This window comes from Microvirga sp. ACRRW, assembly GCF_022346925.1.
GTDB lineage: Bacteria > Pseudomonadota > Alphaproteobacteria > Rhizobiales > Beijerinckiaceae > Microvirga.
Genome location: NZ_JAKRNJ010000004.1, coordinates 405,024 through 425,639 on the forward strand (window position 1 = coordinate 405,024; position 20,616 = coordinate 425,639).

Consider the following 20,616-nt stretch of genomic DNA (forward strand, 5'->3'; position numbering starts at 1 on the left):
TCATCCTTACTTCTTGCCGTCTTCCATCTGGGCCTTGAGGGCCATCAGCTTGGCGAAGGGCGAGTTCGGGTCCGGCTGTTTCTCCCGGCGCTCCTGGCCGCCCTCACGGCGGTTGTCGGCGCGCTTATCGGGACGCGGACCGCGCCGGTCGTCGGGCCTGGGGCCACGCGGCGGACGGTTCTGCGGACGGCCGCCCTCCCCTTGGGCCTCGCGACGCGGGCGCTCGCCCTGACCGTCCCCATGACGCGGACGGCGGTCGCCGCGCTCGGGACGCTCGCCTCGTTCGGAACGCTCACCGCGCTCACCGCGGTTGCCACGAGCCTCGCGGCCCTGACGGGCGTGCCCGCCTTCGTGATGACGGCGATGCTGACGCCAGATCTCGATCGTCTCGGGCTCGGCAGGCGCCTCCGCAGCACCTTCAGCCGATCCCAGCGCCTGACCCTCGGGCGAGGCCACGGCCTCGGCGGCGCTGGCCTCGACGGTCTCTGCCGGAACGGAGGCCCCGGGAGCCTCCACGGCGACAGCGCCGGTCTCCTCGGCCAGGGCCTGAGCCTCGGCGGGAGCTTCAGCAGGTGTCTCGGCAGCGGGTTCGGTGGAAGCGGCCGGAATCAGCGGCACGGTGATGGCCGGGCCCTGACGGCGCTCCATCACGTAGCCGAGCGACTTCAGGATGGTCGCGAAATCCTCGCCCGCGCAGCCGACGAGCGACGTCATGGCCACCGTCGGCACGAAGCCCTCGCCATCGGCGGCGCCGGCCGGCGGCTCGCCGGGGGTGATGCCGGGACGGTAGGAAATCGCCGGACGGATCAGGTCGGCCAGACGCTCCAGGATGTCGACGCGCACGGCGCGGCCGCCGCAGACACGGAAGCCGGCGGCACGGTAGAGGCCGTGGGCGATCTCCTGATCGACCGGGATCGAGGTACGGCCGGACTGGGCGAGATGGGCGATCTCGTCGATGCCCTTCTGGTCGAGGCCGCCGTTCTGGAGCGCCCAGAGCTGCGTTGCGAGAACGCGCGGGGCGGGCTTCAGCAGGGCCGGAAGGTAAAGGTGATAGGCACCGAAGCGCACGCCCGCCTTGCGGAGCGCCGCGCGGGCATCCTGGTCGAGGCTGCGCACATCGTTGAGCACCTTGGCGCGCTCGAGCACGCCGATGGCCTCGCCGACCTGGAAGGCGATGCCGCGGGCAAGGCCGGCGAGCTCAGCATTGGTCTCAAGGTCCATCGCGGGGCCGAGCAGGCGCACCACATAGGCCTTCAGCCAGGCGCGCAGGCGGTTGTCCACCTTGTCGCGGGCGGGACCGGTGAGGTGCTCGTCCGAGAGAATGCGCACGCGCGGCTCGAACAGCTTGTCGCCGGGCTCCAGCTTCGCCACCGGGTCGCCCTGCCAGCGCACCGTGCCGTCGTTCGACAGGACCAGCGTGGTGTCCGGGGTTTCGGCGAACCGGTCGGCCCGCGCGTCGATCTCGCCGGCCAGCGCCTTGCTGGCGGCATTGCGCAGGGTCTTGGCTTCCGTGGTATCGGCCTGGGGATCAGGCACGAAATGGAATCCGTGCAGGTGGCCGATATGTTGTCCCTCGACGGTGACGTCGCCGGTGGTCGTAATTTCCGCTTCGAGCATCGTGTTCTCTCTCAAGCGCCGCATGAGAACGCTCGTCCGCCGGTCGATGAATCTTTGGGCGAGACGTTCATGAAGCGCATCCGATAGCTTGTCCTCTACCTGACGCGCAACACCCTGCCAATGCTCCGGATCCTTCAACCAGTCGGGACGGTTTGCGACAAAAGACCAAGTTCGCACCTGGGCGATGCGGTTGGAGAGGGTGTCGATATCCCCATCCGTACGGTCGGAAGCCGACAAATGCCGGGCAAACCAATCCGCCGGAACCGCTCCGTCCTTCATCAGGAATCGATAGAGCTGGCCGATCAGATCCGCGTGGGTCTGGGGTGAAACTTTTCGATAATCGGGCACCTGGCAGACCTGCCAAAGCCGCTCGACCGCATATTTGGTGCGGGCGAAGGCCTGGATGTCGTCTTCCCGGGCCAGAATCTCCAGGGACGCCAGATCCTCGCCGGTGGGCGCACGCACGAGGCCATGCTCCCGGGGCTGCTGCCCTAAAGAATCGCGAAGCCGCCCGAGGGACGAGAAATCGAGATCCGGATTGCGCCATTGCAGGATGCGCACGGGATCGAAGGTGTGGTTTTCCAGCGCCTCCACCGTCTCCGCATCGAAAGGCGGGCAGCGGCCCGTAGAGCCGAAGGTGCCGTCGCGCATGTAGCGGCCTGCGCGGCCCGCGATCTGCGCGAGTTCCGGGTTGTAGAGCTTGCGGAAGCGGAAGCCGTCGAACTTCTTGTCCGACGCGAAGGCCACATGGTTCACATCGAGATTGAGGCCCATGCCGATGGCGTCGGTGGCGATCAGATAATCCACATCCCCGTTCTGGTAGAGCTCCACCTGGGCGTTGCGGGTGCGAGGAGAGAGCGCGCCGAGCACCACCGCGGCGCCGCCGCTCTGGCGGCGGATGAGCTCCGCGATGCCGTAGACCTCCTCCGCCGAGAAGGCGACGATGGCCGAGCGGCGCGGCAGGCGCGAGACCTTCTTCTCGCCTGCGAACGTCAGCTGCGACAGACGCGGCCGCGTGACCACATGGATTCCGGGAATCAGCGCCTCGATCAGCGGGCGCATGGTCGCCGAGCCGATGAGCAGGGTCTCCTGACGTCCGCGCTGGTTCAGGAGGCGGTCGGTGAATACATGGCCGCGGTCGAGATCGGAGGCGAGCTGGATCTCGTCGATGGCGACGAACGACACGTCCACATCGCGCGGCATGGCCTCCACGGTGGAGATCCAATAGCGGGGCTTGTCCGGCTTGATCTTCTCCTCGCCCGTGATGAGGGCGACGTTGTGATGGCCCGCCTTCTCGACCACCCTCTGATAAACCTCACGCGCGAGCAGGCGCAGCGGCAGGCCGATCATCCCGCTGTCATGACCGAGCATGCGCTCGATGGCGAGATGGGTCTTGCCGGTATTGGTGGGCCCGAGCACGGCGGTGACGCCGCGCGCGCGCACTTGCGGAGGAAGAGAACGGCGAAGCATGCCTGGATGCGGGGTAATGTCGGATACGATCCCGGGTGAGAGGGTCGAGACGCTCCCGCACGTGAACCGACGCAGGAAGCCTCTCACAAAGCAGGCCTGGCCCGAACCTTCGGCAGGCCCTTTCTTATATGGGACCTTGCATCGGTTTCGCTACCGGAAACCGGAGAATTCTTCAAGGAATATGAGGGCTTATTGCCCGGCTCCGGCCTTGACGGGCTCCCGCGCCTTGCCTGCGGGTCTCGTTACCGAGGCCGGCTTCACATCGCCCTCAAGCGACCAGTTCGCGGCCTCCAGCTCGCCCATGCCGACCATGGTGCGCACGGCGACTTTGATGGGAAAGAGAACCCGCGCGCCTTCCACCGGGGCCAGCCACACGTTCATGTCCTTGTTGTCCTGCATGAACTTGGTGGAGGGGCGTTGCGTGCGGTGGCCGGAGATCGGCACCCAGCGAGCATTGCAGACGAGGACCGGACCGGAATAGCCCGGCACCGCGACATTCTTCGTCTCCGCATAGGAGAGGATGATGTTCTGGCGGGCGGCCCCGTCGAAAACCGGAATGACGCGGTTGCAATTGGCCTGATCGGTGAGGCCTTTTGAAGCAACCGCTGGCATGATGAGGGCGCTCAAGGGATCGATGACCCCCTTCTTGTCGGCATCCTTTACCGGCACCCGGTCTTCCTTCGGCTCGACCGGCGGGGTGATTTCGGTCTCGACCACGTTGCCGCTGTCGAGCGCCATGCGCACGGTGCGCTGCTCGCCGGAGGACTTGGAGGAGACGGCAAAGCCGTTGGACTGAAGCTGGGCTCCGGCAATCGTGCCGAAGGCGGTGCCAGCCCCCTTGCCGCCGGTGATCATCTTCACGAGGCCCGAGAGCTTCACATTGCCCTGCACTTCGTATTTCGGGCCGGTGAAGGTGGAGGACAGATCAGCCTTCCCCAGCGGCAGGCCCGCCAGGGAGAGATTGTAGTTCACCTTCAGGGTCTGTGCCGCAGATGCCTGACCTTGGGCCTGAGCCTGGGAGCCGAGGCCGACAACGGTTAAGGTTAACAGAGCGGAAGCGATGAGGCGCATGGAGGCTTTCTCGGGGCTGTCCCGTTAGTCTATTCTGTTGCATGCCATGAGAATCCGAATAAATCATGACCATGGCAGCGCAAAAAAACGAGTTCTGCTGTCGCACTATTCTTGACGCCGGGCCCCTTTTCAGCCTATAGCCCTGCACCTTCCAAGGACTTCTGGTGTCCGGCCGCGCGGGATCTGCGTTGAAGCAAACCCGTGAGATCGAAGCCGTGACCCCTTATACGATAGGATTGAACCCATGTCGCGCCGTTGCGAACTGACCGGCAAGGCCGTGCTGAGTGGCCACCTCGTGAGCCACTCGAACCGCAAGACGAAGCGGAAGTTCCTGCCGAACCTCTGCAACGTCACGCTCCAGTCTGACACCCTGCAGCGCTCCGTGCGCCTGCGCGTGTCCGCCCATGCTCTGCGCTCCGTCGAGCACCGTGGCGGCCTCGATGCCTTCCTCGCGAAGGCCTCGGCTGACGAGCTGTCGAGCACCGCCCTCACTGTGAAGCGCGAGATCGAGAAGAAGCTCGCCGCTGCGAGCTAATCTTTCGTCTCGAAAGTTTTATACGCTGCGGGCGGCCTCACGGCCGCCCGTTTTGCGTTGCCTCAATAGCTTAGCTGAATTTCGAGAAGGCCGATCATGATTAAGACCGGACATCGCGACTTCCTCATTGCGCTCGCCGCCATGACCATCGTCGTCCTCTCGTCGAATATTCTGGTTCAGTATCCCTTCCAGCACCTGGGCTTAGGGGATTACCTGACCTGGGGCGCGTTCACTTATCCTTTCGCCTTCCTGGTGACGGACCTGTCGAACCGCCGCTTTGGCCCCAAAGGCGCGCGCCGGGTGGTCTATGCCGGCTTCGTTCTGGCCGTGGCTTTGTCGATCTATCTCGCAACGCCGCGCATCGCGATTGCCTCAGGCGCCGCCTTCCTCGTTGCCCAGCTTCTCGACATCCACATCTTCACGCGCCTTCGCGGCCATGCCTGGTGGATGCCGCCCTTCGTGTCCTCGGTGATCTCGTCCGGCCTCGACACGGCGATCTTCTTCTCGATCGCCTTCTATTGCGGCGCGCTCCCGGGCCTCGGCCTCACGATCACCGATGTTCTTAGCCATGCCGGCATCGCGGATGAATGCATCGCACTTCCGTGGGTGAATCTCGCCGTTGCCGATTACATGGTGAAACTCGCGCTCGCCGCCATCTCGATTGCTCCCTACGGCGCAATCCTGCGGCTTATGCGCTTCGAAGCGAAGCACCATCACCGGACCGCCTGATCGGCGGTCCCGTTCTCGCATTACTCGATCAGAGAACCTTGTCCGCGTAAGGCGGATGGGGAATGGCTTGATGCGCCGCGCGCAACGCCGCCGACCAGCGTTCGCGCAGGTCGCGGAAGTAAGGCTCGTCCTCTTGAATGCGGTAGGTGATTTGAGCCTGAAGCGCATCGCGCTTGGCGACCACGATGTCGATGGGAAGGCCTACGCCGAGATTGGATTTGAGCGTTGAATCCATCGAAATGAGGCCGAGTTTCAACGCTTCCACCAGCTCAGTCTCATGCGCAATCGCGCGGTCGAGAATCGGCTTGCCGTATTTCGGCTCGCCGATCTGCAGGAAAGGCGTATCGAGCGTCGCCTCGATGGCGTTGCCCGCCGCGTAGATCTGGTAAAGCCGCATCGGCCCCTGCCCGATCTGGCCGCCGATCAGCATGGTGACGTCGAAGGTCATGCCGCGCTTTTCTATCTCAATGCCGTCGATGGCGTAGACATGGCGGATGGCGCGGCCGACGAGCTGGGCGGCCTTGAACATGCTGGGCACATTCATCAGCGTCTCGATCTCGCCCGTCTCCGGATTCTCGATGCCCTCCGACAGAAGCGACATGACAGACTGACTGGCCGAGAGATTGCCGGCGGTCGCCAGCGTCACCAGCCGCTCGCCGGGCTTTTCGAACAGGTGCAGCTTGCGGAAGGTGGCGATGTTGTCGACGCCTGCATTGGTGCGCGTATCCGCGATCATCACCAGGCCATCGCGCACGAGGATGCCGACGCAATAAGTCATGGGTGCTCCTACGGGTGCCTTCTGATCGAGCTGCGGTTTCAAGGCCATCTCACGCCTGTGCTTGACGGGCGCCCTCGATCCTCAAACGAACGTCGAGCGCTTCACGGGAGATCCCGTAATAGCTGCCTCTGACGGGAGCCGCATCAAGATAATCGAGCCCGATGGCGAGCCGGACGTAATGTTCCGTTGCGGAAATGCCATTGGCAGGATCGAGGCTCACCCAGCCGAGGGATGGGACAAACGCCTCAGCCCAGGCGTGCCCCGCCTCCTGAACGGCCTCTCCCGGCTTGTGGAGATAGCCGGAAACGTAGCGCGCCGGGATGTTCAGGTATCGCGCGGCTGCCAGGAAAACATGGGTGAAGTCCTGACACACGCCATGTCCCGCCGAGAATGCCTCCGTGGCGGTCGTCGTGGGATGAGTCGCATCCGTGTCGAAGCGCAGGCGCTCGTAAATCGCGCGGTTCAGCGTGTGGACCTGATCGAGCGGACTGGAAAGATTCGCGGTCGCTTTGTCGGCGAACTCGCTGATGGCGATGCTGTCACGGGTGAGTGGCGTCTGCCGCAAGTAAAACAGATCCGGAAAACGCTCGACACCACCGCGCACCACGCCCGCCGTGTCGGAGGTTTCGATCTCGCCTGCCACGCGCAAGGTGATCTCTCCGACAGGGCCTGCCACGAAGAGGCTGTGCGCGATGTTGCCGTACCAATCTTCCCGCCGCAGGAGCTTGGCCTCGCAATCGACATCGATATTCCAGTTGAGGACAGTCTGCCCTTCGTGCCCGCGCGGGGTCAGGCGCAGCAGCTGGATCGCGGATTTCACCGGCTCGCTATAGCTGTAGACCGTCTCGTGTGTGATGCGAATGCGCATTCGTCTAGCCCAGATATTGCTGCGAGATGGCAAGACCGAGGCGGTTATTCTCGGCGAGGAATTCCTGCAGGAACTCGTGCAGTCCATGCTGGAAGATGTCTTCGATGTTCCGGTTTACGAGACGCGCATGGATGGAGCGCGCCTGACGCTGCGCGCTGCCGGAGACACCATAGCGATGACCGATGTCATCGAGATGACGGGAGAGCGCGCCATAGCAGGCAGCGAGCGAACGCGGCATCTCCTCGCGCAGGATCAAGAGATCCGCCACGAGCCAGGGCCGCAGGTTTTGGTGATAAACCCATTGATAGCTCACGAGCGCCGAGACGGAGCGCAGAATGGCGGCCCATTGATAATAATCGATGCCGCCGCCGACCTCCGCATCTTTCGGCAGCAGCACGTGATACTTCACGTCGAGCACGCGCGCGGTGTTGTCGGCGCGCTCGATATAGACGCCGAGCCGCGAGAACCAATAGGCGTCGTTGCGCAGCATGGTGCGCATGGCGGAACCGTCATAGCGAAGAGAGGCTTCCTTAACGAGATTGAGGAAGCGCGGCAGCTCCTCGACATTGATCTTCTTCGGCCGGTAGCGCCGAAGATCGAGCCATGCGGAATTGATCGCCTCCCACATCTCGGAGGTGAGCGCGGAGCGCACGGAGCGCGCATTCTGCCGAGCGGTGTTGAAGCAGCTTTGGATGCTCGACGAGTTGTCTTCCGAGAAGGCCAGAAACTCGATCACGTTCTCTGGCGTCGCCTCGCCGTAGAGCGTGCGGAACTGGTCGATGCCATAGGCCGTGGTGAGAGCGGATTCCCACTCGTTCGTCTCGATGCCGTTATACGAGATAGGCATCGAAGCCATGCGATAGGCCACATCGAGAATGCGCGCGGTGTTCTCCGCGCGCTCCACATAGCGGGAGAGCCAGTAGAGGCTGTCTGCATCACGGCTCAGCACGGCAACAGCTCCCTGCTCATTCGCTCAATACCCAGGTGTCTTTCGTACCGCCGCCCTGGCTCGAATTCACCACCAGCGAGCCCTCGGTGAGCGCAACGCGGGTCAAGCCACCCGGCACGAGCCGCACGCCGTCGCGACCGCTCAAGACGAAGGGGCGCAGATCCACATGGCGCGGAGCAAGCCCTTTCTCGGTGAAGATGGGGCTCGTCGAGAGCGCGAGCGTCGGCTGTGCGATGTAGTTGTCGGGTGCCGCGAGAATGCGCGCGCGGAAATGCTCGCGCGCTTCTTGCGTCGCATGCGGACCGACGAGCATGCCGTAGCCGCCCGATCCATTGACCTCTTTCACCACCAGCTCGTGCAAATGATCGACCACGTAAGACAAGGCCTCCTTCTCGCGACAGCGATAGGTTGGCACGTTCTTCAGGATCGGCTCCTCGCCCATGTAGAAGCGCACGATGTCAGGCACGTAAGAATACATGGCCTTGTCGTCGGCAACGCCCGTGCCCGGTGCATTGGCGATAGCGACATTGCCCGCGCGATAAGCCGCGATCAGCCCCGGCACGCCGAGCGCGGAATCAGGACGGAACACGAGCGGATCGAGGAAATCGTCGTCGATGCGGCTGTAGATCACATCGACGCGCTTTGGCCCCTCCGTCGTGCGCATATAGACCACCTCGTCGCGCACGAAGAGATCGCGCCCCTCCACCAGCTCGACGCCCATGCGGTCAGCCAGGAAGCTGTGTTCGTAATAAGCGGAGTTCAGCGACCCCGGCGTGAGCAGCACCACCGTCGGCTCCCAAGGGCTGCTGGACGGTGCAACGGATTTCAGTGTGCCCAGAAGCTCGTTCACGTAGTTCTCGATAGGCCGGATGCGCTGCTTCGCCACAAGATCGGGAAAGAGGCGCATCATCACCTCTCGGTTCTCCAGCATGTAGGAGACGCCGGAGGGCGTGCGCAGATTGTCTTCGAGAACGTAAAAGTCCTTGTCGTCGACACGCACGATGTCGACGCCCGCTATCTGCACATAGATGTCGCTGTTGAGCGACAGCCCGTGCATCTGTGGACGGTAGGCAGGATTGAGATAGACGAGCTCGGGCGGAATGATGCCAGCGCGCAGGATTTCGCGCGGGCCGTAGATGTCTTTCAGGAAAAGGTTGAGCGCCTTGACGCGCTGCTCCAGCCCGCGCGAGAGATGCGCCCATTCGGAGCCGGAGAGAATGCGCGGAATGATGTCGAACGGGATCAGCCGCTCCTCGGCTTCCGTGGTGCCGTAAACGGCAAAGGTGATGCCGACCCGGCGGAAAAAGAGTTCAGCCTCCTCGCGGCGATGCTCCAGCAGGTGCGGCGGCGCAGATGCCAGCCATTCCTGCAGCACCCTGTAGGCCTCGCGGCTCTCAGCCCCATGGCCTTTCATCTCGTCGAAGATCGCTTGCGCCGTCACAGGGTTTGCCGCCTCCCCTTTGGGCAAGTGGCGCAATCATGTGCGCCTTGCCCGCCTTCAGAAGGTTAGTTGCCTAAATCAAAGGACGGCAAGGGCTACTTAAAGCGAAGAAGGGGCAGCGGAGCTGAGAAAAAGCGCAATTGCTCAAACAGAAGGCAGGTGACTATGCGTCACTCGGCAAGGGCGAATTCCAGCAACAGAGTCCGCTGCAGGTTCGTGTTGAAGTTGTTGTCGGAGATCAGCGAGATGACATTCTCCGCCCCTTCCCGGTGAATGGCGATCCCTTCCATGTTGTCCATCTGGTGCGAGGCCTCGCTCTCGTAGATCACCTCGCCATCCACCCGCGCGCCCGGCCTGATCGCCGTGCCGGCTACACGGCGGAGACGGCACCCGAAGCCGCCGAACAAGGAGAAGCGGCGCTCCAGCAGGATCGCATCGCCGGAATCGAGGAACGCGAGATCCGTCACGTCATAGCCGCCGCGGCGCACGACATCGAACAGGCCCTGGCGCGAACCGGTCAGGATGAAGCCCTGGCCGCTTTCCGCGATGCCGATGAGCGCACCGGCAAGGTTTGAGCGCTGCGGCGCCAGGGCAAGCGCCTCGATGCCGCCATTGCTCGACAGATCCTTGAGCGCGTCCGGCACGGCAATCGGAACGCCCTGAACGAGCGCCCCTTCGCGGCTGCGTTCGAACCGGATGACGGCGTGATTGCGCTCGACGCCGACGAAGGCCGTGCTGCCGGAGATCGCGAGGCTTTCCGTGTCGTAGTAGCGGGTGCGTCGCGCAGGCGTACCGCTGCTCAGCAACAGAGGCGACATCACCGCGTCCGACAGCCCCGACAGGCGTCCGTCCGACGTCTCGATGCGTGCTTGCAGCACTTGTGCATTGTCGGCAAGCGTCACGATCTCCTGTCCTCTTGGCGAACGCCAGAGGCCGGAGAAGCCGCCGAAGGCGGAGACATCGGATTTGAGGCTTAAGCCTGAACGGAAGAACAGCGAGCCGAACTTCGTGCGATCCGGATCGGTGTTGGAGAGATGACTGATCGGTTGCGCGGAAACTCTGATCGGCGTGGCATTGCGAAACGCCTGCGGGCGCTGTGCAAGCGCACCTCCCGCAACGCCTGCAATGCCGGCAGCAGTGATCGCACCGCCGCCGATGAGCAGATTTCTGCGGGAGAGAAGCCTCACGCGTGCGCCCGGCGACGGGGTGCTGCCCCGCGCGACGGTTGCGCATTCTCCTCGAACAGCTCCGCGAGCTTTTCGGTCATCACGCCACCGAGTTCTTCCGCATCAACGATGGTCACGGCGCGGCGGTAATAGCGCGTCACGTCATGGCCGATGCCGATGGCGATGAGTTCGACCGGCGAGCGCGTCTCGATCTCCTCGATGATGTAGCGCAGGTGCCGTTCGAGATAATTGCCGGGATTGACCGAGAGCGTTGAATCGTCCACCGGCGCACCGTCCGAGATCACCATCAGGATGCGGCGCTGCTCGGGGCGTCCGAGCAGGCGCTTGTGCGCCCAGTCGAGCGCCTCGCCGTCGATGTTCTCTTTCAGCAGGCCCTCGCGCATCATCAGGCCCAAGTTTTTACGGGCGCGCCGCCAGGGCGCATCCGCCGACTTGTAGATGATGTGGCGCAGATCGTTGAGGCGACCGGGATTGGCGGGCTTGCCGTTCTGCAGCCAGTTCTCGCGGGCCTGTCCGCCCTTCCACGCACGCGTGGTGAAGCCGAGGATCTCGACCTTCACGCCGCAGCGCTCAAGCGTGCGCGCGAGAATATCGGCACAGGTGGCGGCCACCGTGATCGGGCGTCCGCGCATGGAGCCCGAATTGTCGAGGAGCAGCGTCACCACCGTGTCGCGGAAATTGGTGTCCTGCTCCTGCTTGAAGCTCAACGGCTGGAACGGATCCATGATGATGCGCGGCAGGCGCACCGGATCGAGCGTTCCTTCTTCCAGGTCGAATTCCCACGAGCGGTTCTGCTGCGCCATGAGGCGGCGCTGCAGACGATTGGCGAGGCGGCCCACCACGCCCTGCAAATGCGCGAGCTGCTTGTCGAGATAGGCGCGCAGGCGCGTCAGCTCATCCGCGTCGCAGAGATCCTCCGCATGGATGATCTCATCGAATTTGGACGTATAGGATTTGTAATCGGGACCACGATTCTCGTTGGCGCGGGACGGCGGACGCCAGGATTCGCCGGCTTCTTCGGAATCGGCTTCTTCCGCTTCCTCGGGCATCTCACCGGAAGGCCCGTCGGATTCTTCCGTCGCGCCATCCTCCATCTCGTCGCTCGAATCCTCGCTGACCTCCATTTCGGCGCGGTCGCCTTGGCTCTCCTGCTCGGATTCGCCCTCGCCCTGCTGCTCCTGCTGCTCGGACTCGTTGTCTTCCTCGTTCTCGTCCTCGTTCTGCTCAAGGGCCGCATCGTCGGCCATGTCGAGGGAGGAGAGCATCTCGCGGATGCCGCGCGCGAATTCGCGCTGGCTGTCGATATTCTTCAACAGCCCGTCGAGATCCTTGCCCGCGCGATCCTCGATGAAATCGCGCCAGAGATCGACGACCTTTTCGGCCGCATGCGGCGGCTTCTCACCGGTCAGGCGCTCGCGCACCATGAGCGCCAGCGCATCCTCGATGGGCGCATCGGCGCGGTCCGTGATCTCTTCGTACTTGCCGCCGCGATGATAGCGGTCCTCCAGCATCGCGGAAATGTTGGACGAGATGCCCGCCATGCGGCGCGAGCCGATGGATTCCACACGCGCCTGCTCGACCGCATCGAACACGGCGCGGGCAGCCTGGCCGTCGGGAGCGAGGCGGCGATGGAGAGAAACGTCGTGGCAGGCAAGCCGCAGCGCCATGGAATCCGCATTGCCGCGCAGGATCGCCACATCGTTCGACGTGAGCTTGCGCGGCGGCTCCGGCAGGCGGGCTTTGTCCTGGCCCATGAGCACCGGACGGTCGGAGGCGAAGGCCACTTCCAGATCGGGCTTGCGGGCGATGGCCTTCATGGCGCCGGCGATGGAGCGCTTCAGCGGCTCCGCCGGCGCTTCCTTCTTCTCACCTGGCTTGCGGTTCGAGATGGACATCGCGTTCCTTCAATCCGTCATCGCGGTTGGAGCTGCGCCGACAACCGGCGAAGCTCCCAAACGATCCCAGATCGCGCACAGCGCGTCCGGGATGACGCCTTACGAGAGCACCATGTTCACGGCGCTTTCCGGCAGTTCCTTACCGAAGGAGCGCTGGTAGAACTCGGCGACCAGCGCGCGTTCCAGCTCGTCGCACTTGTTGAGGAAGGTGACGCGGAAGGCGAAGCCCGTGTCGCCGAAGATCTCGGCGTTCTCGGCCCAGGTGATCACCGTGCGCGGGCTCATGACGGTGGAGAGATCGCCGTTCATGAAAGCCGAGCGGGTGAGATCGGCCACACGCACCATCTTGTTGACGATGTCGCGCCCTTCCGAGCTGTCCTGATAATGCTTCGCCTTGGAGAGGACGATGTCCACTTCCTTGTCGTGCGGCAGGTAATTCAGCGTGGTCACGATGGACCAGCGGTCCATCTGGCCCTGGTTGATCTGCTGCGTGCCGTGATAGAGGCCCGACGTGTCGCCGAGGCCCACCGTGTTGGCGGTGGCGAACAGGCGGAAGGCGGGGTGAGGACGGATCACGCGCTTCTGGTCGAGCAGCGTGAGCTTGCCCGACTGCTCCAGCACGCGCTGGATCACGAACATCACATCCGGACGGCCTGCATCGTATTCGTCGAACACGAGGGCGACGTTGTTCTGGAGGGCCCAGGGGAGAATGCCGTCCTGGAAGGCGGTGACCTGCTTGCCTTCTTTAAGCACGATGGCGTCCTTACCGACGAGATCGATACGCGATACGTGGCTGTCCAGGTTCACGCGCACGCAGGGCCAGTTGAGGCGGGCGGCCACCTGCTCGATATGGGTCGACTTGCCGGTACCGTGATAACCCGTGATCATCACGCGGCGGTTGCGCGCGAAGCCCGCGAGGATCGCCAGCGTCGTCTCCCGGTCGAACAGATAATCGGGATCGAGGTCGGGCACATGCTCTTCCGCCTGGGAAAAGGCCGGAACTTCCAGATCCGAGTCGATGCCGAAGACCTGTCGCACGGACACTTTCATATCCGGCAGGCGGGTCGTTGTATCGGTTTGTGCCGTCATAAGGGCCTCTCGTCGGACTGTTGTTTCAAAGATTTGCCAGGGCTTCTTAAACCCCATGGCGGTGCGGTGCAATTTCCTAAACGCTTAAGAGGGCTGCATGAAACAGCGGGGCTTCAGCACAGACCGGCGCTTTTGAGGGCGTCATGCGCCTTGATGATGTCGCGCAGGCGCTCCTCGAAGGAGCGGTCGCCGCCATTGGCGTCCGGATGGAACCGCTTCACCAGGGACTTGTACTGGGCCTTGATGGCCGGTCCGTCGGCGGTCTCGTCGAGCCCAAGAATGTCCAGGGCACGGCGGACCGCGCCCGTATAGCGGGGGCGCTTCGGCTCAGGCGCGGCGGCCCGGCGGCTCCGGGCCTGGGTGAAATCCTCGCCGTTCAGAACCCCCAAGGGATCGAAATAGGACCAGTCGCGGGGCTCCTGGGCCTTGCTCTCGCCCTCGGCCTTGCCGGATGTATTCACGCCCATGGCCCAGGTGGGGCGATGGCCGATGATCGCATCCTTCTGATAGGCCGCGACCGCCGAATCAGACATGCCGGTGAAATAGTTGTAGGAGGCGTTGTACTCGCGCACGTGCTCCAGGCAGAAGCGCCAGTACTGGCCCTCCCGGTCCCGGCCTTTCGGCGCACGGAATTCACCCGTAGCCTTGCAGCCGGGATGCTCGCAGGCAGGTCCTTTGGTCTCCCGCGGCTCATCGGCGGAAGACTTGATCCGGATACGGTCGAAAAGAGGCGAGTTGAGATCCATGATTCAAACATTATGAAGGGCATGAGGCCCTGAGCCAAGGCTTAAGCGCTTTTCGCCGCAGACCCGTTCAAAAAGGTTTTACAAACCGCATGACCCTTAACCGTTGGATCACGCAAACTCTGCAGGAGCGCCTGCACCCGTCCCAACTGACCGTCACGGACGAGTCGGAACAGCATCGCGGTCACGGCGGCTGGCGGGAAGGGGGAGAAACTCACTTCAGAGTCTATATCGTATCTGAGGCCTTCACCGGCAAGAGCCGCGTCGACCGACACCGCCTCGTCAATGAGGTGCTGAAGGAGGCTTTCGACAGAGGCCTGCACGCCCTGGCCGTTCAGGCCAAGGCGCCGGGGGAGTGAGTTCCGCTCTGTGTCATTCCCGGCCGGAGATGGCGCAGCCATCGGAGGGGAAGGGAATCCACGAACAAGCGCTGCGCTATGGATCCCCTTCCCGGTCCTACGGACCGCCGGGGATGACAAAGCACAAAGTGCTTTGTCATTTGATCCGCTCGAGCACGCTCACGTAGTTGGCGACCGCCGCGCCACCCATGTTGAAGATGCCGCCAAGCTTCGGGTTCCTGACCTGAATGCCGCCCGCTTCCTCACACAGCTGCATGGCGGAGAGCGCGTGCATGGACACGCCCGTCGCGCCGATGGGATGGCCCTTCGCCTTCAAGCCGCCGGAGGGATTGACCGGCAGTTTGCCGTCGCGGTTCACCCAGCCTTCCTTGACCGCGATCGCACCCTGCCCGCGCGGCGTGAGGCCCATGGCCTCGTATTCGATCAGCTCGGCAATGGTGAAGCAATCGTGGGTCTCCACGAAGGAGAGATCGGAGAGCTGAATGCCGGCCTGCGCGAGCGCCCGCCGCCACGCTTCCTCGCAACCCTCGAACTGAACGATGTCGCGTTTCGACATGGGCAGGAAATCCTGCGCATGGGCGGTGGCGCGGAACGCCACGGCGCGGCGCATGCGAAGCGCGGTTTCGGTGTCCGCGATCACGAGAGCCGCAGCACCATCGGAAACCAGCGAGCAATCCGTGCGCTTCAACGGCCCCGCGACGAACGGATTCTTCTCGCTCTCCGCACGGCAGAAATCGAAGCCGAGATCCTTGCGCATCTGTGCGTAAGGGTTGTCGACGCCGTTCTTGTGGTTCTTGGCCGCGATCAGCGCCAGCGCATCCGACTGGTCGCCGTAACGCTGAAAATACTGGCCCGCGATCTTGCCGAACACGCCCGCGAATCCGCCCTGCGTTTCGCCATCCTCAGGCAGATAAGAAGCCTTGAGCAGAATGTTGCCGATCTCAGGCCCCGGCGTGCGGGTCATCTGCTCGACGCCGACCACAAGCACGGTTTTCGCGCGCTTGGCCTCGATGGTCTTGATCGCCTGATGCACGGCGGCGGAGCCGGTGGCACAGGCATTCTCCACGCGCGTCGCCGGCTTGAAGCGGAACTTGTCGTTGGCCTGGAACACCAGCGAGGCCGTGAACTCCTGAGCCGAGAAGCCGCCGTTGAAATGGCCGAGCATGACCTCGTCCACATCCTCCGCGCCGATGCCCGCATGTTCCAGCGCCTCATTGGCGACACGGACGATAAGGCTCTCGACGCTTTCCGCGTCGAGCTTGCCGAAGGGGGTATGCGCCCAGCCGACGATGCAGGCAGTCATGGGTGTCTCCTCATGAAACTCACGTGTTGCGCATAAGGTGGAATGGTTCCGGGCTTTCGGCAAGCCAGCCTTGGTCGTAGATGACCCGCACCTCAGCCTCTTGTATTTCCCGCGGCTTCAGACTCCATGGACGCTTCAAACGAATCATCGGACACGCCCCATGCGTCTTTGCGTCTTCTGCGGCTCCAGCGCGGGCCAGGATCCCGTCTATCTCGAAACTGCCCGCCTGCTCGGTGAGGCCTTGGCGAAAAACGGTATCGAGCTTGTCTATGGCGGCGCCTCCGTCGGCCTCATGGGCGCGGTGGCGGATGCGGTGCTGACGAATGGCGGCCATGTGATCGGCGTGATGCCGCAGGCGCTCGTGGACAAGGAAATTGCGCATACGGGCTTGAGCGATTTGCGCGTGGTCGGCTCCATGCATGAGCGCAAGGCACTGATGGCGGAACTCTCGGACGGCTTCATCGCCTTGCCGGGCGGTCTCGGCACCTTCGAGGAGCTGTTCGAGGTTTGGACCTGGGCGCAGCTCGGCTATCACAAGAAGCCCTGCGCCCTGCTCAACGTGGCGGGCTTCTATGACAAGCTCGCGGACTTTCTCGACGACGTGGTGGAGCGCGGCTTCGTGAAATCCATCCACCGCGCCATGCTGATCGTGAAGGACGAGCCTGCTGCCCTGATCGATGCGATCAGGGCCTACGAGCCGCCGAAGGTCGAGAAATGGATCAAGGCCGGAGAGCGCTGATCCATCTCGCCGAAAAATGCTTTAGGCCTTGTAAGCGCCCACGCCCTCGCCGAGATGCGCGTTGTTCGCCTCGCGAACCTTGGCGGCGGCCTCATCGTAGAGGAAGGGCAGGAAGGCGTAGCGGCGGCCTGATGTTACTTTCGACACCGCGTGCAGAAGCGGCGTCGAGAACACCACGGCTCCGCCAAGCGGTGCCTTGTAGCTGCGCGATCCGTATTCGGGGAAGCTCACTTCGCCGCCCTCGAACTCGTCGTTGAGATTGATCGACACCGCGAAGCGGCGATGGGCCGTGCCCTTGGTGGTGTTGTCGCGATGCGGACGGAAATGCCCTCCGTCTTCCGCCGCGTAGCAGGAGACGATGTAGCGCTCCATGCGGGTCGGCGTAAAGAAATGCACGCGCTCGATCTCGGGATTGATGCGGCGGATGATGCGCTGCTGCAGCTGCCTGATCAGCTCGGGATCGGTAACGGTGAAATCCTTACGGCTCTTGTGGTTGCGGTCGTGCGCGGCAACCGTCTTCCCGTCGACCTCCCGCATGTAGCCGGATTCCTCGCCGCCGTTCTGCTCGTAGAGAGAAATCAGATGGCGGCAGAAACCGGGCTCGAACACATCCGGAACGATGATGATGGGAGCGGGAATCTCGAAACCGGCGAATCGGTCGACCGGCGGCAGGGCGCGCAAATACGCCATCACCTCCTCGCGATCGCTGCCGTCTTCCTTGAAAGGGAAGATGGCGCGCACGCGCAAGGTCGGGTTGAACACCATCCAGAACCGGCGGATGGGAATCCGATTCTGACCCGGCTCGACATTGCCGGGGAGAGCTCCATAGAGGCGTCCGACGCGTCCATCGAAATCCCAGAAATGCCGGATGCCCGGAATGATCTGCTTTGCCCGTTCCGAGGATTGGTCGGACGGATCGGAACTCACGCCGAAAATGGCGATCTTGTCGTCGTCGAAGAGCGTGCGGTGCGTCTCCTGAAACGCCTTGAGAGCCTCGCGGCCGATCTCGTCGCTTCCGGTGCCGTAGAAGCACAGGACGAGATAGCGCCCCGCCACCGTCTCGAAATGGAACTGCGGATTGCTGGTGCTGTTCTGGGCGAACCACGGCGCCGGATCGCCGATCTGAAGGGCGCGGTAGGCGGGCTTCACGGAGGCGGTCTCAGCAGCTGTCATCAGGTCGATCCATGCATAAAACGAAACTATATTTCGTGATAGCATTCTCCTGCCGCAGCGACAATATACGGATGCCCGCGAAACAATGGCCGCGCTTCGCAGTTCTTGGAGGAAGAGTTGCTATTGCCACTCTCTTGCCACGGAGTTCGCTACAAAGGGCGATGCGGGTTGTGATGCACTACCCTTACCTAGCCAAAGCTAAGGTTTGGGATTAAAAATATAGCCCAGCTGGCAAGCGGGGCTCCTTTTGTCCCCTCTCCGACCGTTAGTACAAGTCAAGGAGTCGTTCCGTATGAACGTTAGCCGTGCCCTACGCCTGACAGCCTTTGTCGTTGCCGCTCTCGCAGGCGGGCAGGCTCTGGCCGCCGGTGGCCCCGCTCTTGTTGTCGAGGTTGAATCCGGTCGCGTTCTGCATGCGGAACGGGCGACCGACCCATGGTACCCGGCCTCCATCACGAAGCTGATGACCGCCTATGTCGCCCTCGACAAGGTGCGCTCCGGCCAGATGAGCATGGACACACTGCTCACGGTGAGCGACGTGGCCGCTGCGCTGCCGCCGTCCAAGATGGGCTTCAAGCCCGGCACCCAGATTCGTCTCGACAATGCCCTCAAGATCATGATGGTGAAGTCGGCCAACGACGTGGCCGCGACGATTGCCGAAAACATCGGCGGCTCCATCGACGGCTTCGCCGCGCTCATGAATGCCCATGCCCAGCATCTCGGCATGACGAGCAGTCACTTCGCCAACCCGCACGGGCTTCCCGACGAGCGCAACCAGACCACCGCCCGCGACATGGCGCTGCTGGCCCGCGCCTTGCTGAAGGAATTTCCCGATCAGCAGGATCTGTTCCACATCGGCGCGGTGCAATTCGGCCGCCGGATCATGCGCAACACCAACGGCCTCATCGGCCGCTATCCGGGCGCGGACGGCATGAAGACCGGCTTCATCTGCTCGGCGGGCTTCAACGTGGTGGCGAGCGCTACCCGCAATGGCCGCCACCTGGTCACGGTGGTGCTCGGCGCTCCCTCCGCGAACGAGCGCACGATGAAGGCGGCCGAGCTGTTCGACCGTGGCTTCAACAGCAAGGTGAATTTCACGAATCCCGAACTCGCCGCCCTGCCCGCCTCGGCCAGCACCGCCCCGCCGGACATGCGTTCGGTGATCTGCGACCGCCGTGGCCCGATGCCCCAGGAAGAGGACGCTCCTGTGGTGGCCGAAGAGAACTCGACAGTTCCGAACCTCTTCTCGTCCGAGGTCATGGCCTTCGCCGGCGAGACGCAGAAGCCCGTGCGCACGGTGCTCGGCCCCCGCACCGCCGTGCAGCCGGAGCGCGTCTGGATCGGCCTGAACCCGCCTTCTGAGGCCGAGCTCGCCGCTCAGGCCGCAGCCGAGGAAGCCGCCGAACAGGCCCGCCTGAACAAGAAGAAGGCGACCGCCGCCAAGAAGAAGGGCGGCAAGCAGGCCGCAGCCAAGGACGCGGACGAGACCGCAGAGGCGGATGACGACGGCAAGGCCAAGTCGAAGGGCCGTGTGAGCGTCACCGTGAAGCCGGTAACGGGCCAGAAGGCCAATGCCCAGAAGCCCGCCGCGAAGAAGGACCAGAAGGCGGAAGCCTCCTCTAAGGCCAAAGCGACGGCGAACTGAGCCTCCTCAATGTTTCATTCACGCCCGGCCCCGTGCCGGGCGTTTTGCTTTTTACGCCTCTTGCATTCCCCCTTGATCCGCGCGAACGGTGGCCATCTCGCGAACCACGATCTTGACATGACGCGCTCTTCACACTCCACGGGCCTTCTCTTCGCCATCGGCTCCGCAAGCCTCTACGGCGTCAACATCGTCTTTGCGCGCATGGCATCCTTTGTCGGCGCCAGCGGCTCGGCCATCGTGGTGTACCGGGTGCTTCTGATGCTCGCGCTCGTGGCCATCGTCGCCGTCGCCGCGCGACGTTCGCTCGCCATGGCGCGAGAGGAGCGGGGCAAGATGCTCATGCTGGGCATATCCACCGCCTTCGTCGGCATCTGCTATCTGTCTTCCGTCGCCTTCATTCCGGTGACGGTGGCCGTGGTGGTGTTCTACACCTTCCCCATCCTCATCGTTCTGGCGAGTCCCTTCGTGGAGAAGACGCCGCTGACGCCCGCGCTCATCGGCGTCGTCGTCATCGCGACCTTGGGCGTTTGTCTGGTGGTGGGACCGGCCTTCTCCGGTCTCGACTGGCGCGGCCTGGCGCTCGCCTTCGGCGCCAGCGTCGCCACCGCCATCCAGTTCTTCATCGCGGCCCGCTGCAACAAGACGGGTGTGGTGGCGAAGGTGTTCTGGATCCACCTGATCGTCCTGCCGACCTCCCTCCTCATCAGCCTCGTTACCGGGCAGCTCGCGCCCCCTTCGATCCTGGCTCTTGCGCCCTTCGCCGTCGCCATGACCATCGGCGGATACATTGCCGGTTTCGTGCTGCAGTTCCTGGCGCTCGGGCGCATCACAGCGGTTGCTGCCGGCATCATCTATTGCACGGAGCCCGTGGTCGCCTCCCTGGCCTCGGCGCTCATCCTGAGCGAGGCCCTTTCGCCTGTTCAGATCGCGGGCGGCGCCCTTGTGCTCGCCGCCATCATCACCAACGTTCTCTTGGAGCAGCGTAGCCTGAAGGACGCTCCTCTGGTTCCGATCGCGGATTAACG

18 protein-coding genes are annotated in these 20,616 nt (G+C 63.5%); 6 read left to right on the plus strand and 12 right to left on the minus strand.

All coding sequences use genetic code 11. From position 1 onward, the window contains the following. Positions 1–6 precede the first annotated feature (6 nt). A complete protein-coding gene (locus MHY87_RS12065; RefSeq protein ID WP_239352034.1) occupies positions 7–3,087 on the minus strand; it encodes a helicase-related protein in 3,081 nt (1,026 codons plus the stop codon). 189 nt (positions 3,088–3,276) lie between these two features. Next, positions 3,277–4,158 carry a DUF3108 domain-containing protein gene (locus tag MHY87_RS12070; protein ID WP_239352035.1) on the minus strand — a complete coding sequence of 294 codons (882 nt, stop codon included), beginning with the start codon at positions 4,156–4,158 and terminating at the stop codon, positions 3,277–3,279. Between the two features lie 244 nt (positions 4,159–4,402). Here MHY87_RS12070 and rpmB point away from each other — a divergent pair, with 244 nt between their 5' ends. Together rpmB and MHY87_RS12080 are read left to right on the plus strand one after the other, a co-directional pair. Beyond that, positions 4,403–4,693 (plus strand): 50S ribosomal protein L28, encoded by a 291-nt coding sequence (gene rpmB, locus MHY87_RS12075; RefSeq protein ID WP_091130872.1) that lies wholly within the window; start codon positions 4,403–4,405, stop codon positions 4,691–4,693. A 96-nt stretch (positions 4,694–4,789) separates the two neighbouring features. After that, positions 4,790–5,422: a queuosine precursor transporter gene (locus MHY87_RS12080; protein ID WP_239352036.1), complete on the plus strand. Its 633-nt coding sequence runs from the start codon at positions 4,790–4,792 to the stop codon at positions 5,420–5,422. A 28-nt stretch (positions 5,423–5,450) separates the two neighbouring features. Here the strand turns inward: MHY87_RS12080 and MHY87_RS12085 are convergent, their stop codons facing one another. The 8 genes from MHY87_RS12085 to MHY87_RS12120 form a co-directional block, all read right to left on the minus strand. Further along, a complete protein-coding gene (locus MHY87_RS12085; RefSeq protein WP_239352037.1) occupies positions 5,451–6,200 on the minus strand; it encodes a peptidase in 750 nt (249 codons plus the stop codon). Positions 6,201–6,249: 49 nt separating this feature from the next. Beyond that, positions 6,250–7,068 carry a transglutaminase family protein gene (locus MHY87_RS12090; RefSeq protein ID WP_239352038.1) on the minus strand — a complete coding sequence of 273 codons (819 nt, stop codon included), beginning with the start codon at positions 7,066–7,068 and terminating at the stop codon, positions 6,250–6,252. Between the two features lie 4 nt (positions 7,069–7,072). Beyond that, positions 7,073–8,017, minus strand: a complete 945-nt coding sequence (locus MHY87_RS12095; protein WP_239352039.1) for an alpha-E domain-containing protein — start codon at positions 8,015–8,017, stop codon at positions 7,073–7,075. 16 nt (positions 8,018–8,033) lie between these two features. Next, positions 8,034–9,431 carry a circularly permuted type 2 ATP-grasp protein gene (locus MHY87_RS12100; protein WP_239352278.1) on the minus strand — a complete coding sequence of 466 codons (1,398 nt, stop codon included), beginning with the start codon at positions 9,429–9,431 and terminating at the stop codon, positions 8,034–8,036. Between the two features lie 197 nt (positions 9,432–9,628). Then, positions 9,629–10,645, minus strand: a complete 1,017-nt coding sequence (locus tag MHY87_RS12105) for an esterase-like activity of phytase family protein (RefSeq protein WP_239352041.1) — start codon at positions 10,643–10,645, stop codon at positions 9,629–9,631. After that, on the minus strand, positions 10,642–12,540 hold the full coding sequence (gene cobT, locus MHY87_RS12110) for a cobaltochelatase subunit CobT (protein ID WP_239352043.1): 1,899 nt from the start codon (positions 12,538–12,540) through the stop codon (positions 10,642–10,644). Before cobT ends, MHY87_RS12105 begins: the two co-directional genes overlap by 4 nt. Before the next feature lie 99 nt (positions 12,541–12,639). Then, positions 12,640–13,629 carry a cobaltochelatase subunit CobS gene (cobS, locus tag MHY87_RS12115; protein ID WP_239352045.1) on the minus strand — a complete coding sequence of 330 codons (990 nt, stop codon included), beginning with the start codon at positions 13,627–13,629 and terminating at the stop codon, positions 12,640–12,642. A 113-nt stretch (positions 13,630–13,742) separates the two neighbouring features. Then, positions 13,743–14,375, minus strand: coding sequence for a J domain-containing protein (locus MHY87_RS12120; protein ID WP_239352047.1), 633 nt, complete (start codon positions 14,373–14,375; stop codon positions 13,743–13,745). A gap of 89 nt (positions 14,376–14,464) precedes the next feature. On the opposite strand from MHY87_RS12120, the gene MHY87_RS12125 reads away from it, so the two are divergent. Further along, positions 14,465–14,731 carry a BolA family transcriptional regulator gene (locus MHY87_RS12125; RefSeq protein WP_239352049.1) on the plus strand — a complete coding sequence of 89 codons (267 nt, stop codon included), beginning with the start codon at positions 14,465–14,467 and terminating at the stop codon, positions 14,729–14,731. Positions 14,732–14,867: 136 nt separating this feature from the next. Here the strand turns inward: MHY87_RS12125 and MHY87_RS12130 are convergent, their stop codons facing one another. Continuing rightward, positions 14,868–16,034 (minus strand): acetyl-CoA acetyltransferase, encoded by a 1,167-nt coding sequence (locus MHY87_RS12130; protein WP_239352051.1) that lies wholly within the window; start codon positions 16,032–16,034, stop codon positions 14,868–14,870. A 160-nt stretch (positions 16,035–16,194) separates the two neighbouring features. Here MHY87_RS12130 and MHY87_RS12135 point away from each other — a divergent pair, with 160 nt between their 5' ends. Continuing rightward, positions 16,195–16,773: a TIGR00730 family Rossman fold protein gene (locus MHY87_RS12135; protein ID WP_239352053.1), complete on the plus strand. Its 579-nt coding sequence runs from the start codon at positions 16,195–16,197 to the stop codon at positions 16,771–16,773. 21 nt (positions 16,774–16,794) lie between these two features. On the opposite strand, the gene MHY87_RS12140 is transcribed toward MHY87_RS12135, so the two are convergent. Then, positions 16,795–17,946 (minus strand): 2OG-Fe(II) oxygenase, encoded by a 1,152-nt coding sequence (locus tag MHY87_RS12140; protein WP_239352055.1) that lies wholly within the window; start codon positions 17,944–17,946, stop codon positions 16,795–16,797. 292 nt (positions 17,947–18,238) lie between these two features. On the opposite strand from MHY87_RS12140, the gene MHY87_RS12145 reads away from it, so the two are divergent. Both MHY87_RS12145 and MHY87_RS12150 read left to right on the plus strand, forming a co-directional pair. Then, the gene (locus MHY87_RS12145; protein WP_239352057.1) at positions 18,239–19,591 is read left to right on the plus strand and encodes a D-alanyl-D-alanine carboxypeptidase family protein; all 1,353 of its coding nucleotides are present in this window, start codon (positions 18,239–18,241) and stop codon (positions 19,589–19,591) included. 117 nt (positions 19,592–19,708) lie between these two features. After that, a complete protein-coding gene (locus tag MHY87_RS12150; RefSeq protein WP_239352059.1) occupies positions 19,709–20,614 on the plus strand; it encodes a DMT family transporter in 906 nt (301 codons plus the stop codon). The last annotated feature ends 2 nt before the right edge of the window (positions 20,615–20,616 follow it).

Coding starts and splice junctions, on each gene's coding strand:
- MHY87_RS12120 (WP_239352047.1), bottom strand. CDS start 14,375: ATGGATCTCAACTCGCCTCTTTTCGACCGTATCCGGATCAAGTCTTCC.
- MHY87_RS12085 (WP_239352037.1), bottom strand. CDS start 6,200: ATGACTTATTGCGTCGGCATCCTCGTGCGCGATGGCCTGGTGATGATC.
- MHY87_RS12065 (WP_239352034.1), bottom strand. CDS start 3,087: ATGCTTCGCCGTTCTCTTCCTCCGCAAGTGCGCGCGCGCGGCGTCACC.
- MHY87_RS12135 (WP_239352053.1), top strand. CDS start 16,195: ATGCGTCTTTGCGTCTTCTGCGGCTCCAGCGCGGGCCAGGATCCCGTC.
- cobT (WP_239352043.1), bottom strand. CDS start 12,540: ATGTCCATCTCGAACCGCAAGCCAGGTGAGAAGAAGGAAGCGCCGGCG.
- MHY87_RS12100 (WP_239352278.1), bottom strand. CDS start 9,431: ATGAAAGGCCATGGGGCTGAGAGCCGCGAGGCCTACAGGGTGCTGCAG.
- cobS (WP_239352045.1), bottom strand. CDS start 13,629: ATGACGGCACAAACCGATACAACGACCCGCCTGCCGGATATGAAAGTG.
- rpmB (WP_091130872.1), top strand. CDS start 4,403: ATGTCGCGCCGTTGCGAACTGACCGGCAAGGCCGTGCTGAGTGGCCAC.
- MHY87_RS12090 (WP_239352038.1), bottom strand. CDS start 7,068: ATGCGCATTCGCATCACACACGAGACGGTCTACAGCTATAGCGAGCCG.
- MHY87_RS12080 (WP_239352036.1), top strand. CDS start 4,790: ATGATTAAGACCGGACATCGCGACTTCCTCATTGCGCTCGCCGCCATG.
- MHY87_RS12070 (WP_239352035.1), bottom strand. CDS start 4,158: ATGCGCCTCATCGCTTCCGCTCTGTTAACCTTAACCGTTGTCGGCCTC.
- MHY87_RS12125 (WP_239352049.1), top strand. CDS start 14,465: ATGACCCTTAACCGTTGGATCACGCAAACTCTGCAGGAGCGCCTGCAC.
- MHY87_RS12130 (WP_239352051.1), bottom strand. CDS start 16,034: ATGACTGCCTGCATCGTCGGCTGGGCGCATACCCCCTTCGGCAAGCTC.
- MHY87_RS12145 (WP_239352057.1), top strand. CDS start 18,239: ATGAACGTTAGCCGTGCCCTACGCCTGACAGCCTTTGTCGTTGCCGCT.
- MHY87_RS12140 (WP_239352055.1), bottom strand. CDS start 17,946: ATGACAGCTGCTGAGACCGCCTCCGTGAAGCCCGCCTACCGCGCCCTT.
- MHY87_RS12150 (WP_239352059.1), top strand. CDS start 19,709: ATGACGCGCTCTTCACACTCCACGGGCCTTCTCTTCGCCATCGGCTCC.